At 71.9% G+C, this 14492-nt stretch carries 16 protein-coding genes; 12 read left to right on the top strand and 4 right to left on the bottom strand.

Annotated elements, in window-relative coordinates; translation table 11 throughout:
- Positions 1-61: 61 nt before the first annotated feature.
- A complete protein-coding gene (lexA, locus tag ABT118_RS26970; RefSeq protein ID WP_350674364.1) occupies positions 62-799 on the bottom strand; it encodes a transcriptional repressor LexA in 738 nt (245 codons plus the stop codon).
- A 381-nt stretch (positions 800-1180) separates the two neighbouring features.
- Between lexA and nrdR the strand changes: the two genes are divergently transcribed.
- Together nrdR and ABT118_RS26960 are read left to right on the top strand one after the other, a co-directional pair.
- A complete protein-coding gene (gene nrdR / locus ABT118_RS26965) occupies positions 1181-1672 on the top strand; it encodes a transcriptional regulator NrdR (protein WP_350674204.1) in 492 nt (163 codons plus the stop codon).
- Positions 1673-1801: 129 nt separating this feature from the next.
- Positions 1802-4669: a vitamin B12-dependent ribonucleotide reductase gene (locus tag ABT118_RS26960; protein ID WP_350674201.1), complete on the top strand. Its 2868-nt coding sequence runs from the start codon at positions 1802-1804 to the stop codon at positions 4667-4669.
- A gap of 114 nt (positions 4670-4783) precedes the next feature.
- On the opposite strand, the gene ABT118_RS26955 is transcribed toward ABT118_RS26960, so the two are convergent.
- Positions 4784-5164, bottom strand: a complete 381-nt coding sequence (locus tag ABT118_RS26955; protein WP_350674196.1) for a winged helix-turn-helix transcriptional regulator — start codon at positions 5162-5164, stop codon at positions 4784-4786.
- A gap of 69 nt (positions 5165-5233) precedes the next feature.
- On the opposite strand from ABT118_RS26955, the gene ABT118_RS26950 reads away from it, so the two are divergent.
- Positions 5234-5881 carry a nitroreductase family protein gene (locus ABT118_RS26950; protein WP_350674194.1) on the top strand — a complete coding sequence of 216 codons (648 nt, stop codon included), beginning with the start codon at positions 5234-5236 and terminating at the stop codon, positions 5879-5881.
- 137 nt (positions 5882-6018) lie between these two features.
- Entirely contained in the window at positions 6019-6450 is a 432-nt protein-coding gene (locus ABT118_RS26945) for a hypothetical protein (RefSeq protein WP_350674190.1), read from the top strand.
- Here the strand turns inward: ABT118_RS26945 and ABT118_RS26940 are convergent.
- Entirely contained in the window at positions 6436-6822 is a 387-nt protein-coding gene (locus ABT118_RS26940) for a GNAT family N-acetyltransferase (protein WP_350674186.1), read from the bottom strand. The genes ABT118_RS26945 and ABT118_RS26940 overlap by 15 nt on opposite strands.
- Positions 6819-7616: a helix-turn-helix domain-containing protein gene (locus tag ABT118_RS26935; protein ID WP_350674183.1), complete on the bottom strand. Its 798-nt coding sequence runs from the start codon at positions 7614-7616 to the stop codon at positions 6819-6821. The genes ABT118_RS26940 and ABT118_RS26935 overlap by 4 nt, the downstream gene beginning before the upstream one ends.
- A 74-nt stretch (positions 7617-7690) precedes the next feature.
- On the opposite strand from ABT118_RS26935, the gene ABT118_RS26930 reads away from it, so the two are divergent.
- The 8 genes from ABT118_RS26930 to ABT118_RS26895 all read left to right on the top strand — a co-directional run bounded on the left by ABT118_RS26930 (position 7691) and on the right by ABT118_RS26895 (position 14254).
- Positions 7691-7957, top strand: a complete 267-nt coding sequence (locus ABT118_RS26930) for an RNA polymerase subunit sigma-70 (protein WP_350674180.1) — start codon at positions 7691-7693, stop codon at positions 7955-7957.
- 3 nt (positions 7958-7960) lie between these two features.
- Entirely contained in the window at positions 7961-8515 is a 555-nt protein-coding gene (locus tag ABT118_RS26925; protein WP_350674177.1) for a Clp protease N-terminal domain-containing protein, read from the top strand.
- A gap of 219 nt (positions 8516-8734) precedes the next feature.
- Positions 8735-10411: an ATP-binding protein gene (locus ABT118_RS26920; protein ID WP_350674172.1), complete on the top strand. Its 1677-nt coding sequence runs from the start codon at positions 8735-8737 to the stop codon at positions 10409-10411.
- Entirely contained in the window at positions 10408-10809 is a 402-nt protein-coding gene (locus ABT118_RS26915) for a roadblock/LC7 domain-containing protein (protein ID WP_350674169.1), read from the top strand. Before ABT118_RS26920 ends, ABT118_RS26915 begins: the two co-directional genes overlap by 4 nt.
- Positions 10806-11174 (top strand): DUF742 domain-containing protein, encoded by a 369-nt coding sequence (locus tag ABT118_RS26910; protein WP_350674164.1) that lies wholly within the window; start codon positions 10806-10808, stop codon positions 11172-11174. The genes ABT118_RS26915 and ABT118_RS26910 overlap by 4 nt, the downstream gene beginning before the upstream one ends.
- Entirely contained in the window at positions 11155-11778 is a 624-nt protein-coding gene (locus ABT118_RS26905) for a GTP-binding protein (protein WP_350674161.1), read from the top strand. The genes ABT118_RS26910 and ABT118_RS26905 overlap by 20 nt, the downstream gene beginning before the upstream one ends.
- Positions 11775-13025, top strand: coding sequence for a cytochrome P450 (locus tag ABT118_RS26900; protein ID WP_350674159.1), 1251 nt, complete (start codon positions 11775-11777; stop codon positions 13023-13025). Before ABT118_RS26905 ends, ABT118_RS26900 begins: the two co-directional genes overlap by 4 nt.
- A 26-nt stretch (positions 13026-13051) precedes the next feature.
- Positions 13052-14254, top strand: coding sequence for a cytochrome P450 family protein (locus ABT118_RS26895; protein ID WP_350674156.1), 1203 nt, complete (start codon positions 13052-13054; stop codon positions 14252-14254).
- Positions 14255-14492: the final 238 nt, after the last annotated feature.

Genomic DNA, 14492 nt, shown 5'->3' with positions numbered 1-14492 from the left:
GGCCCGCACGGGAAAGGGCCACCCCGAGGGGGTGGCCCTTTTCGTGTCTCCGTACGACGGGTCAGAGGCGGCGGAGCACCGCGACGACCTTGCCCAGGATGGTCGCGTTGTCGCCCGGGATCGGGTCGTACGCGGGGTTGTGCGGCATCAGCCAGATCTTGCCGTCCTCGCGCTTGAGGCGCTTGACGGTGGCCTCGCCGTCGATCATCGCGGCCACGATGTCGCCGTTCTCGGCCACCGGCTGGCGGCGGACGGTGACCCAGTCGCCGTCGCAGATGGCGGCCTCGATCATCGAGTCGCCGCGCACGGTGAGCGCGAACAGCTCGCCCTCGCCGACCAGCTGACGGGGCAGCGGGAAGACGTCCTCGACCGTCTGCTCGGCCAGGATCGGGCCGCCGGCGGCGATCCGGCCGACCAGCGGCACGTACGAGGTGGACGGGCGACCGGCCGCCTCGGCCGTGTTCGGCCGGGCCACCTCGACGCCGCGGACCTCGTAGGCGCGCGGGCGGTGCGGGTCGCGGCGCAGGAAGCCCTTGCGCTCCAGCGCCATCAGCTGGTGCGCGACCGAGGAGGTCGAGCTGAGGCCGACGGCCTGGCCGATCTCCCGCATCGACGGCGGGTAGCCCCGGCGCTGCACCGAGTCCCTGATCACTTCGATCACCCGGCGCTGGCGCTCCGTCAGCCCGGCCTCGTCGGTGCGGATGCCCGGGGGCCGCCCCGGCAGCGAGCGCGTCGGGACGGTCTGGCCGAGGACGTCGTCCTGGGCGGCGGAGTGCTCGATGGGCTGGCTCCGGCTCATGGTGTGGTCCACGCTCTCCTGCTCAGCGGTGCGCGCGGGGCGCTCCTGCACCGGGATGGAGGTCTTGGCTTCGACGGTGTTCACGGCGGTCCTTCCGACAGGTCTCCCTTTGCCCAGCACAACTGGGTCCCCTATCGAAAGGTTGCGCCAAACACACGTTCGAGTGAATTTATTCGAAGTCGGCTGACTCGATCAAGACTCTGGGTGTAGATCGCTTAAATGTTCGACCTGAGCAGTCTATTTGAAGTGCCGAGAAGTTTTCACCCCGCCCGGCGCGTCAGCTGGTCCGTCACAAGATGTAGGGGTAGGTTCTCGGCTTGGGCCCACCCCTTGTGTCGGGTAGGCTTCTGGAGTCCGTTGTTGCCAGAGAGGGAGTTCCCGATGCACTGCCCCTTCTGTCGGCATCCGGACAGCCGGGTCGTGGACAGCAGAGCCAGTGACGACGGGAGTTCCATCCGTCGCCGCCGCCAGTGTCCCGACTGCAGCCGACGCTTCACCACGGTCGAGACCGCCACCCTGATGGTGATCAAGCGCAGCGGCGTGACCGAGCCGTTCTCCCGGTCGAAGGTGATCACCGGTGTCCGCAAGGCCTGTCAGGGCCGCCCGGTCACCGAGGACGCCCTCGCCCAGCTCGGCCAGCGGGTCGAGGAGTGCGTCCGGGCCTCGGGCAGCGCAGAACTCTCGACACACGACGTGGGCTTGGCCATACTCGGCCCACTCAAGGATCTCGACCTGGTCGCCTACCTGAGGTTCGCCTCGGTGTACCGCGCCTTCGACGATCTCGAAGACTTCGAGGCCGCCATCGCGGAGCTCCGCGCCGAACGGCCTCTCCCCTCGGTGGAGGACGTCGCCGTCCTCTCCGCCACGCCCTGACCAGCTGACGTACACCGGTTGATCCGGGTCTCCGGCGTGCCCGAAAACGGTGCGCCGAACACTGCCGCCCGCCCCTGCGCCCATCTGATAATGGGATATCGGGGGATTTTCCCTGGAGGAGAGCAAGAAGTGACCGATACCACGAGCGGGTCAGCACGCGGGTCGAAGGCTGCCAAGGGGGCCGGCAAGGCTCCGAAGGGCGGGCTGCGCATCGAGCGCATCCACACCACTCCCGGCGTGCACCCCTACGACCAGGTCACCTGGGAGCGCCGGGACGTCGTGATGACCAACTGGCGCGACGGCTCGATCAACTTCGAGCAGCGCGGCGTCGAGTTCCCCGACTCCTGGTCGGTGAACGCGGTCAACATCGTCACCTCGAAGTACTTCCGCGGCGCGGTCGGCACCCCGCAGCGCGAGTGGAGCCTGAAGCAGATCATCGACCGGGTGGTGCTGACCTACCGCGCCGCCGGTGAGAAGAACGGTTACTTCGCCCGCCCGGACGACGCCGAGATCTTCGAGCACGAGCTGACCTACGCCCTCCTCCACCAGGTGTTCAGCTTCAACTCGCCGGTCTGGTTCAACGTCGGCACCAAGCAGCCCCAGCAGGTCTCCGCCTGCTTCATCCTGGCCGTCGACGACTCCATGGAGTCGATCCTCGACTGGTACAAGGAAGAGGGCATGATCTTCAAGGGCGGCTCCGGCGCCGGCCTGAACCTCTCCCGGATCCGCTCCTCCAAGGAGCTGCTCTCCTCCGGCGGCAACGCCAGCGGCCCGGTCTCCTTCATGCGCGGCGCCGACGCCTCGGCCGGCACCATCAAGTCCGGTGGCGCCACCCGCCGCGCGGCCAAGATGGTCGTGCTGGACGTGGACCACCCGGACGTCGAGGCCTTCATCGAGACCAAGGTCAAGGAGGAGGAGAAGATCCGCGCCCTCCGTGACGCGGGCTTCGACATGGACCTCGGTGGCGACGACATCACCTCGGTCCAGTACCAGAACGCCAACAACTCGGTCCGGGTCTCGGACGAGTTCATGACGGCGGTCGAGAACGGCACCGAGTTCGGCCTGAAGGCCCGGATGACCGGCGACGTGATCGAGACCATCGACGCCAAGAAGCTGTTCCGCAAGATGGCCGAGGCGGCCTGGGCCTGCGCCGACCCGGGCATCCAGTACGACGACACCATCAACCACTGGCACACCTGCCCGGAGTCGGGCCGGATCAACGCGTCCAACCCCTGCTCCGAGTACATGCACCTGGACAACTCCAGCTGCAACCTCGCCTCGCTGAACCTGATGAAGTTCCTCCGCGACGACGACTCCTTCGACGCCGGGCGCTTCGCCGCCGTGGTCGAGCTGGTCATCACCGCGATGGACATCTCGATCTGCTTCGCCGACTTCCCGACCGAGAAGATCGGCGAGACCACCCGGGCGTACCGCCAGCTCGGCATCGGCTACGCCAACCTCGGCGCCCTGCTGATGGCCACCGGCCACGCCTACGACTCCGAGGGCGGCCGCGCGCTGGCCGGCTCCATCACCTCGCTGATGACCGGCACCGCCTACCGCCGCGGCGCCGAACTCGCCGGTGTGGTCGGCCCGTACGACGGCTACGCCCGCAACGCCGCCCCGCACCAGCGGGTGATGAAGCAGCACGCGGACGCCAACGCCGTCGCGGTCTCCTACGACGACCTGGACGCCCCGATCTGGGCCGCGGCCACCGCCACCTGGGCGGACGTGCTGACCCTGGGCGCGCAGAACGGTTTCCGCAACGCGCAGGCCTCGGTGCTCGCTCCGACCGGCACCATCGGCCTGATGATGGACTGCGACACCACCGGCGTCGAGCCCGACCTGGCGCTGGTGAAGTTCAAGAAGCTGGTCGGCGGCGGCTCGATGCAGATCGTCAACAACACCGTGCCGCGCGCGCTCAAGCGCCTCGGCTACCAGCAGGAGCAGGTCGAGGCGGTCGTCGCCCACATCGCCGAGCACGGCAACGTGCTCGACGCGCCGGGCCTCAAGCCCGCGCACTACGAGGTCTTCGACTGCGCGATGGGCGAGCGGGTCATCTCCGCCATGGGCCACGTGCGGATGATGGCGGCGATCCAGCCGTGGATCTCCGGTGCGATCTCCAAGACGGTCAACATGCCCGAGGCCGCCACGGTCGAGGAGATCGAGGAGATCTACTTCGAGGCGTGGAAGCTGGGCGTCAAGGCCCTCGCGATCTACCGCGACAACTGCAAGGTCGGCCAGCCGCTCTCGGCCAAGAAGAAGGACGCCCCGGCCGTCGCGGCCCCCGCCGCCGCGGCCGTCCCGGCGCCCGTGGTCGAGTACCGCCCGGTCCGCAAGCGCCTCCCCAAGGGCCGTCCCGGCATCACCACCTCCTTCACGGTGGGTGGCGCCGAGGGCTACATGACCGCCAACTCCTACCCGGACGACGGTCTGGGTGAGGTCTTCCTGAAGATGTCCAAGCAGGGTTCGACCCTCGCGGGCATGATGGACGCCTTCTCGATCGCGGTCTCGGTCGGCATGCAGTACGGCGTCCCGCTGGAGACGTACGTCTCCAAGTTCACCAACATGCGGTTCGAGCCGGCCGGTCTGACCGACGACCCGGACGTGCGGATGGCGCAGTCGATCGTCGACTACATCTTCCGCCGCCTGGCGCTGGACTTCCTGCCCTTCGAGACCCGGTCCGCGCTCGGCATCCACTCGGTCGAGGAGCGCCAGCGCCACCTCGACACCGGCTCGTACGAGCCGATCGAGGCCGAGGACCTGGACGTGGACAGCCTGTCCCAGTCCGCCCCGCTGGCCAACGCCCGCCCGGTCGAGATCACCCCGGCCCCCAAGGCGGCGGCCCCGGCCCAGGCGCACAACTCCACCGAACTGATGGAGATCCAGCTCGGCCTCAACGCCGACGCGCCGCTCTGCTTCTCCTGCGGCACCAAGATGCGCCGCGCGGGCAGCTGCTACCTCTGCGAGGGCTGCGGCTCGACCAGCGGCTGCAGCTGATCCTCGCGCCCGGTAGGGCGTGAAGCTGCCGTTCAGGGCGGTGGGGCCGGGATTCCGGCGCCACCGCCCTGCGGCGTTCGACGGGTTGTGCGGTGGGTGCCGGACCCGGGTCGGTCAGGCCGGGCGGTGCTGCTGCCGGGCCCGTTCGATCTTGTTGATGTGGGTCTCCGCCCATTCGCGCAGCGCCCTGACCGGCTCGGCCAGGCTGTGGCCCAGCTCGGTCAGGGTGTACTCGACCCGGGGCGGGACGGTCGGGTGGACGGTGCGGGTGAGGAATCCGTCGGCCTCCAGCGCGCGCAGGGTCTGGGTGAGCATCTTCTGCGAGACGCCTTCGATCCGGCGGCTCAACTCCGTGTAGCGCAGCGTGCCTTGGAGGAGGGCGTCGACGACCAGGACCGTCCACTTGCCGGCGATCCGGTCGAGTACGTCGCGGGTGGGGCAGTTCGCCGAGTAGGCGTCGGCCGGGAGCCCGGATGATTCCACCACTGTCGTCATGCCCGGGAGAGTAACGCACTTTCAGGTGCCCTCTTCCTGATCGAGCGTCACTCTCCAATAGTGAGTGGCATGACGAACCGCACCGCATCTGTCGCCGACGCCATCCGCACCCGCCGCACCATCCGCCACTACCGGCCGGACCCGATCCCGGACGCCACCCTCACCGCCCTGCTCGACCTCGCCGTCGAGGCGCCCACCAGCTGGAACCTGCAGGACCGTTCGATCGTGGTGGTCACCGACCCGGCCGGTCGGGCGGAGCTGGCCCGCGCCACCGGCGGGCAGCCGCAGCCGCAGGAGGCGCCGGTGGTCCTGGTATTCGTCGCGGAGCCGCAGGCCTGGCGGGAGGACCGCGCCGACGTCTACGAGCGGGCCCGTCGCAGCGGGGCCTGGAACGAGGAGTTCATCGCCGCGTTCGACGCCGAGTCCACGGCCTTCCAGACCGACCTCGACCGGCGCGGCCTGGTGCGGGAGTACGCCGTCAAGGACGCCGTGATCGCGGCCTCCTTCCTGATCCTCGCCGCCACCGAACTCGGCCTGGCCACTTCCCCGATGAACGGCTGGAACGAGGCGGAGGTCAAGCAGGCGATCGGCATCGGTGACCGCGACGACCTCGCCATCGCCCTGCTGGTCTCGCTCGGCCACCCGGCGGAGTCCCGTCCGCACCCGGGCCGCCGCGCCCCGGAACGCAACGTCTTCCGCGAGCGCTACGGGGCCTGAGGCGGTGGCCTGCACCCCGCTGCCGGGCCGGCATTACCCGGGACGTAATCGACCCGGTGCGACCGGCCCGGCAGGCTGGGTGCAGGCCGCCGGGGAGGACCTCGGAGGGCCGCCGACCGCTCGGAGGGTGATCCGTCATGTCCGTGAACTCGCTTGTTGGTGCTGTCCGTTCGACCGGGACCGGGCAGGGGTGGCTGCGTCGGGTGCTGGCGCTGGACGCCGTGGTCACCGGGGGGAACGGGCTGGCCTACCTGGCCGCCTCGGGGCCGCTCGGGGAGCTGCTCGGGATCGACCGGGGGGTGCTGCTGGAGATCGGGGCGTTCCTGCTGCTGTTCGGCGCCGGGGTGGGCTTCCTGGCGAGCCGGCCGGAGCCGTCGGCGGCGGTGGTGAAGGTGCTGGTGGACGTGAACCTGCTGTGGACGGTGCTCAGCGTGGTGGCGATGGCGGTGTGGTTCGAGCCGACCACCGCCGGGCTGGTGTGGATCCCGCTGCAGGCCGCGACGGTGGCCGGGTTCGCGGTGCTGCAGTGGCGGGCGCTGCGCGGAGCCGCCCGGTCAGAGCGCCAGTAGTCCGGCGGCGGTCGGCCGGAAGCCGCACCTGGCGTAGATGCCGGTCAGGTGCGGCTCGTAGTCGACGTGCAGCCAGTGGGCCCCGTGTTCGCGGGCCTGCTCGGCCGCGGCCCGCACCAACCGCACCCCGAGGCCGAGCCGTTGCTCGTCGGGGTGCACGGTGGTGTCCAGGATGAAGGCGTGCGCCCCGCCGTCGCCCACGACGTTGACGTACCCGATCAGGCGGGAACCGCGGTGGGCGCCGACCCAGAGCAGGCTGCGGGTGAGCAGCGGGGCGAAGGCGGTCGGGCGGTGCTCGGGCCAGGCCGCGGCGAAGAGTTCGTTCAGCTCGGCGTCGGTCAGTGCCGGGCGGATCGTGAGGGTGACGGTCACGGCAGCACCTCGCGCAGGTAGGACGCGGTCTCCGGGTCGGCCGGGAGGAAGGTCTCCATGGCCAGCTCGGAGACGGTCACGTCCATGGGGGTGTTGAAGGTGGAGATGGCGGAGAGGAACGAGAGCACCCGCCCGCCGTGCTCGAACCGGAGCGGCAGGGCGAACGGGAACAGTGCGGAGGCGTCCTGCGACTCGTCCTCCAGCGGGGCCGGGTAGGCCCTGACCTCCTCGTACAGCAGGCGCAGCGGTTCGGAGCGGACCAGGGCGATCTGACGCTCCATCTGCTCCAGCAGGTGGGCCCGCCACTGCCGGAGGTTGCGGATCCGGGGGGCGAGGCCGCCGGGGTGCAGGGTGATCCGCATGGCGTTCATGGGCGGGGTGAGCAGCCCGGGGTCGACGCCTTCCAGCAGCAGGGCGATGCCCCGGTTGGCGGCCAGGACCCGGTAGGTGCCGTCGACGATCAGGGCGGGGTAGGGCTCGTGGGCCGCGAGCAGCTGCTCCATGCCGGACCGGAGCGCGTCCAGGGACGGGTCGTCGAGCGGGGTCTCGGCGTAGTGCGGGGCGTAACCGGCGGCCAGCAGCAGGGCGTTGCGTTCGCGGACCGGGATGTCCAGGTGCTCGGCGAGGCGGAGCAGCAGCTCCTGGCCGGGGCGGGCGCGGCCGGTCTCGATGAAGCTGATGTGCCGGGCGGAGGAGTCCGCGCCGAGGGCGAGCTGGAGCTGGCTGAGGCCGCGCCGCTCCCGCCAGTCGCGCAGCAGGGCTCCGGAGCCGGGCCCGGTGGACGTGGTGGTCATGGGGAGACCGTAGCGCGCACGGCCAGGTGTCAACCAAGGTTGACAGAATCGACGTGTCAACCTACGTTGACAGTATGAGCGATTCGAAGCAGCTCGCGGCAGCCGCGAGCAGCCGCGACCCGGCCGTCGGCCTGCGCGCCGTCCGCGCCCTGCGGGACCTGGCGGACCGGCTGGAGGACCTCCAGGTCGGGAACGCGCGCGGCCAGGGCTGGTCCTGGCAGGACATCGCGGTCTGCCTGGGCGTCAGCAGGCAGGCCGTGCACAAGAAGTACGCGAAGCGCGGCTTCGGCGACGAGAGCAGCGGCAGCAGTGGCGGCAGCAGCGCCGCGGACGGAGGCTGAGGAATGTTCGAGCGGTTCACGGCGGCGGCCCGGCAGGTGGTCGTGCAGGCCCAGGCCGAGGCGGCGGAGTTCCGGCACGGCTACATCGGGACGGAGCACCTGCTGCTCGCGGTGCTGGCCGACCCGGCCGACCCGGCGGCGGCGCTGCTGGTCGCCAAGGGGCTGGATCACGACGCGGTCCGGGCGGAGGTGACCCGGCTGATCGGCCCGGGCGAAGGGCACGACGCGGCGGTGCTGGCCACCATCGGGGTCGACCTGGACGCGGTACGGGAGGCGGTGGAGGCCGAGTTCGGGGTCGGGGCGCTGGACGGGCCGAAGGAGGAGCCGCGCCGGCGCGGCTGGTTCAAGAGCGACCACAGCCCGTTCACGCCCCGGTCGAAGAAGGTGCTGGAGCTCTCGCTCCGGGAGGCGGTGCGGCTGGGCGACAAGCAGATCGCGGTCCGGCACCTGCTGCTCGGAGTGCTCCGCGAGGGCGGTGGCCTGGGGGTGAAGGTGATCGCGGACCGGGGGATCGACCCGGCCGGACTGCGACAGGAGTTGGAGGCGCTGTCGGACTGACGGCGCTCGCGCGCGGAGGACTGTTGTCCGTCGTGTGCAGCGGATGTGCAGGGAGCGGACGGTTCGTCAGTTGGCAGGTTGAGTACAACTGGTGAATGGATATGATCTGCTGACCGCGTGTACTGATCAGCCGCACGGAGCGTGCCCGAGGGCACGCTCCGTGCGGTGGTGCGCTGTCGCCTGCCCTGCCACAGCCGTCCGCCCCCGAGGATCAGCCTGATGACAGCCCGCACGCGCCCGGACCGAGGCGCGTCCGACCGCCGCTCCCACGGCAACCCCGCCCGCTGGGCCGCGATCGGCCTGCTGATCGGCGCCGGGGGAGGAGCGGCCGCCGTCGTGCTGACCCCGGTCGACCGGCAGCCGGCCGTGGCCGCCACCGTGGCCGGCGCACTGGTGCTCTGGTGCGGACTGCTCGCGCTGGCCTGCCGCCAGCTCGGCCGCACCCGCCGGACCGCCGCCGAACTCCGGGACGCCCGCGACCAGCTGGCCGCCGCACACGACTACGCCGGCAACCTGTACGCCACCCTGGAGGACACCCACCGGGCCGCCGCCGACCTGCGGACCGCGCTGACCACCGCCCGGGCCGAGCGCGAGGCCGTCCGGGTCGAACTCCGGTCCGCCGAGGCCGCGCTGGCCGAGTCGGAGGCCGAGAACGGGGAGCTGCGCGAGCAGGCCCGACTGGCGGACCAGGAGCGGCACGCCCGCGAGCTGCTGCTCCGGGAGGAGCGGGCCGCCCTGGACCGCCTCGGCGCCGAGGTGCTGCCCGAGGTGGTCGCCCGGCTCCGGGCCGGCGGCTCGGTGGAGACCGCGCTGGCCCCGCACCGGGCGCTGCCGCACGCCGCCCTGCTGCGCACCGTCGCGGCCGAGGTCGGCCGGGGCGAGCGCCGGCGGGCCGCCGCCCTGGCGGTCTGCGCGACCGCCGCCGGACGGGTCCAAGCGCTGGCCACCAGCATGCACGCCGAGCTGCGGGACATGCAGCACCGGCACGGCGAGGAGGTGCTCGGCGACCTGCTGACGCTCGATCACGCCACCGCCCAGGCGGGCAGGATGGCCGACTCGATCGCGGTGCTCACCGGCGCCCGCTCCGGTCGGCGCTGGACCAGGCCGATCGGGGTGGAGTCGATCCTGCGCGGCGCACTCGGCCGGATCGGCGCGTACCAGCGGGTGCGGCTGCACTCCGCCAGCACCGCCGCGGTGGCCGGCTTCGCGGCCGAGGGCGTGATGCACGTGCTGGCCGAACTGCTGGACAACGCCGCCAACTTCTCCGCCCCGCCGGCCGAGGTGCACGTCTACGTCGAGGAGGTGCACTCCGGCCTGGTGGTCACGGTCGAGGACGGCGGGCTCGGCCTCGGCGAGAGCTGGCTCAAGCGGGCCGAACAGGCCGTCTCCGCCGAGCCGTTGGACCTGGCCGAGCTCTCCGCCGGCACCCGGCTCGGCCTGGCCGTGGTCGGGGTGCTGGCCCGCAAGCACGGGCTGCAGATCTCGTTCCGTCCGTCCGCCCGGGGCGGCACCGGCGTGGTGGTGCTGATCCCCGAGCAGCTGATCACCCACCCGGCGCCGACCCGGCCCGAACTCCCGGCCCCGGCACCGGCGGTGGAGGCGGCTCCGGTGCACGAGCGGGCGGACCGGCCGGTCGTCGAGGCCGCCGGGAACGGGCTGCCGCAGCGGCGCCGCGGCCAGACCCTGGTGGCGGCCGAGGCCCTGGCGGCGGCCCAGCCCCTGCCGACCGCCCAGTCCCGCTCAGCTGCGCAGACCCTGACGCCTGCTCAGGCCCCCGAACTCCCCGCACTGTCCGGACGCACCGATGCGGCGGCCGCCGCCGCCCGGTTCGGCGCGTTCCGGCGTGCGCTCCGGCAAAGCCCCGACGACGCTCCCCAGAAGGACGACTCCCGATGAGCAGCACCGACTGCGATCTCGACTGGTTGTTGGAGAATCTGCTGTCCGCCACCCCCGGTACCCGGCACGCCCTGGTGCTGTCGGCCGACGGCCTCAAGCTGTGCCACACCGCCGGGCTGGGCACCGACCAGGCCGACCAGCTGGCCGCGATCGCCTCCGGCATGCAGAGCCTGGCGCACGGCGCGTCGATCGAGTTCGGCGACCGCAGCGGCGGGGTCAGGCAGTCGATGACCGAGTTCCACGGCGGCATCCTGTGCATCGTCGCGGCCGGTGAGGGCGCGCACCTCGCGGTGGTCACCGACGAGAGCGCCGACGTCGGAGTGGTGGGCCACAACATGTACGGCCTGGTCGAGCAGATCGGCACGTACCTGACCGCCCCGGCGCGCGAGACGGCATGAGCACCCGGGTGGGCATACCCGGTCCGGACGACTCGCCGGACCGGCTCTACACCGTCACCAAGGGCCGCAGCCGCCCGCCGGAGCAGGCCTTCGACCTGGTGACCCTGATCGTCACCGAGCAGGAGCCGGCGCCGGGCATGCAGTCCGAGCACGCCCGGATCCTGGAGATCTGCGCCAGCCCCACCGCGGTGGTCGAGCTGGCGGCCGAACTGGCCCTGCCGGTCAGCGTGGTGAAGATCCTGCTGGGCGACCTGCTGGAGAGCGGCCGGGTCACCGCCCGGCACCCCCGGTTCGCGCCCAGCAAGGCCCGGCTGCCCGACCTCGACACGCTGAAGCAGGTGCTCAATGGACTCCAACGGCTCTGACACCGCGCTGCTCCGGGCCCGGGCGTCCGCCCCGCTGCGCAGTACCGCCTCGAACGGCCTGAAGATCGTCGTGGTCGGCGGCTTCGGGGTCGGCAAGACCACCCTGGTCGGCTCGGTGAGCGAGATCCGTCCGCTCAACACCGAGGAGACCATGACCCGGGCGGGGGAGGGCGTCGACGACCTGACCGGGGTGGCCGACAAGCGCTCCACCACGGTGGCCTTCGACTTCGGCCGGATCACCCTGGACGAGCGCCAGGTGCTCTACCTGTTCGGTGCGCCCGGCCAGGAGCGGTTCTGGTTCCTCTGGGACCGGCTGTTCACCGGTGCCCTGGGCGCGGTGGTGCTGGTGGACACCCGCCGGCTGGAGGAGTCCTGGCACGCGATCGACCGGCTGGAGCACCACGGCACGCCGTTCATCGTGGCCAGGAACGACTTCGGCGGCCCCGGCCACAGCCTGGCCGAGGTGCGGGCCGCGCTCGACCTGCCCGCGCACGTGCCGCTGGTGGACTGCGACGCCAGGGACCGCGCCTCCGGCAAGCAGGTGCTGATCGCCCTGATCCGCCACATCGAGCAGTTGGTACTCGCAGAGGAGAAGACCCCGTGACCGAGCCCGCGAACGCCACCCCGCCGCCGGGCTGCCCGGCGCACGCGAACGCCACCCCGCTGTACGGGCCCCGGTTCCAGACCGACCCGGGGCAGCTGTACCAGGAGCTGCGCCGGGTGCACGGCCCGGTGGCACCGGTGGAGCTGGCCGGGGGAGTCCCGGCCTGGCTGGTGATCGGCTACCGCGAGCTCCAGCTGATGACCGGTCAGACCAAGCTGTTCGGCCGGGACTCGACCCGGTGGAACCAGTGGCCGAACATCCCGGCGGACTGGCCGCTCAAGCCGATGATGGCCCCCGTCCCGTCGATCCTGTACGCCGAGGGCGCCGAGCACCAGCGCCGGAAGTCGGCGGTCACCGACGCGCTGGCCGGGGTGGACCAGTACGAGCTGAAGCAGTACTGCGAGGAGGTCGCCGACCGGCTGATCGACGGGTTCGCGGGCCGGGGCGAGGCGGAGCTGGTCGCCGACTACGCGCACCGGCTGCCGCTGTTGGTGCTGTGCCGGATGTTCGGGCTCGACGAGGACGAGGCGCCGGTGCTGATCGCCGGGCTGGTGGCGATGCTGGACGGCGGCGCGGACGCCCAGTCCGGGGCGCAGCGGCTGCTGGACGTGATGCTCGGCCTGGTCCGGCGCAAGCGCGCGGAGCCGGGCCCGGACCTCACCTCCCGGCTGCTGGGCCACGAGGCCGGGCTGACCGACGAGGAGGTGATGCGGGACCTGCGGGTGATCCTGATCGCCGGTCACCAGCCGTGCGCCTACTGGATCTCCAACGCGCTGCGGCTGATGCTCACCGACGACCGGTTCGCCGCCTCGCTCTCCGGCGGTCGGCGCAGCGTCGGCCAGGCGCTCTCCGAGGCGCTCTGGGAGGACACCCCGACCCAGATCTTCGCGGGCCGCTGGGCCACCGGCGACACCCGGCTCGGCGGGCAGCGGATCGCGGCGGGGGACCTGCTGCTGCTCGGCCTGGCCGGGGCCAACACCGACCCCTCGGTCCGGCAGGCCGACGGCACCCCGGCCGAGGGCAACCGGGCCCACCTGGCCTACTCGTACGGCCCGCACAGCTGCCCGTTCCCGGCCCAGGAGACCGCCGAGGTGATCGCCGCCACCGCGATCGAGGTGCTGCTGGACCGGCTGCCCGACCTGCGGCTGGCGGTGGCCGAGCACGCGCTGGTCTGGCGGCCGTCCGCCTGGGTGCGCGCGCTGGTGGCGCTGCCGGTGGCCTTCACCCCCGGATACCTGGCCGGTTGAGAACCCGTTCCCCCGAAGGAGTACGCATGACCGCCCCGATCCTGATGGACCCGCTGGCCACCGACAACGCCGCCGAGGGCGCGCTGCTGCGCGCGGCGGGACCGGTGGTCGAGGTCGAGCTGATGGGGGGCGTCCGGGCCTGGGCGGTCACCCGGCACGCCGCGGCCAGGGCGCTGCTGAACGACGAGCGGCTGGTGAAGAGCGCCCAGCACTGGGCGGCGTTCCAGCGCGGGGAGATACCGAAGACCTGGCCGCTGATCGGGCTCGCGGTGCCGGGGCCGAGCCTGGTCACCACGGACGGTGCGGAGCACCGGCGGCTGCGGTCGATCGTGACCCAGGCCTTCACCCCGCGCCGGGTGGAGGCGATGCGGCCCGGGATCGAGGCGGTGACCGCCGAGCTGCTGGAGCGGGTGGCCGCGGCCGGGCCCGAGGTCGACCTGAAGACCGTCTTCGCCTTCCCGCTGCCGATGACGGTGATCGGCACCCTGCTGGGGGTGCCGGAGCAGGACCACGCCACGATCCGGGACCTGTACGAGCGCTTCTTCAGCAGCGTGAAGGACCCGGCCGAGGTCCCGGCGATCATCGCCGGGCTGAACGCCTTCGTGCAGGGCCTGGTGGCGAAGCGCCGGGCGGAGCCCGGCGACGACCTGACCAGCGCGCTGCTGGCGGCCGACGTCGAGGGCGGCCCGCTGACCGACGCCGAGGCGGCGGCCACCCTGCGGGTGATCATCGCGGCCGGGCACGAGACCACCGTCAACCTGATCAGCAACGCGGTCCGGGCCCTGCTCACCCACCCGGACCAGCTGGAGCTGGTGCGCAAGGGCGAGGTGGCGTGGTCCGCGGTGGTCGAGGAGTCGCTCCGCTGGACGCCGCCGACCAGCAACTTCCTGTTCCGCTTCGCCACCGAGGACCTCCCGTACGGCGATGCGGTGATCCCGGCCGGGGACGCGGTGCTGATCTCCTACAACGCGATCGGCCGGGACCCGGCCCAGCACGGCGTCACCGCCGAGGTGTTCGACGTCACCCGGGATCCGGCCCGGATCCTCTCCTTCGGCCATGGCCCGCACGTCTGCCCGGGGGCGTCGCTGGCGCGGATGGAGGCGCAGATCGCGCTGCCCGCCCTGTTCGCGCGCTTCCCGGGGCTTCGGCTCGCCGTCGCCGACCACGAGCTGCGCCCGAGCCCGTCGATGGTGGTCAACAGCCTGAAGGAACTGCCCGTCCTGCTCTGACCGGTCGCGGCGTGACCCGGCCGCGCAGCACGGCCAGGTCACGACTGCGGCACTGGCCGATGAAGGTCGAACGCACACCTTGGCTCGGGATGACGACTGGGTTAACGTCTTCGAGCCAGCCCGACGGGTTGGGACACACTCCTCTCTCTGGTTCAGCGCCTGTCGTTCGTCTTACTGCTGGCATGTCATGCCCTGGCAAGGAGGACCTCGTTGACCCCCGTCCTGTTCGCGATCGAAG

Origin of the sequence: Kitasatospora sp. NPDC002040, assembly GCF_040296785.1 — a bacterium.
In the GTDB taxonomy this organism is placed as follows: domain Bacteria; phylum Actinomycetota; class Actinomycetes; order Streptomycetales; family Streptomycetaceae; genus Kitasatospora.
This window is presented reverse-complemented; position numbering and strand designations above follow the sequence as displayed.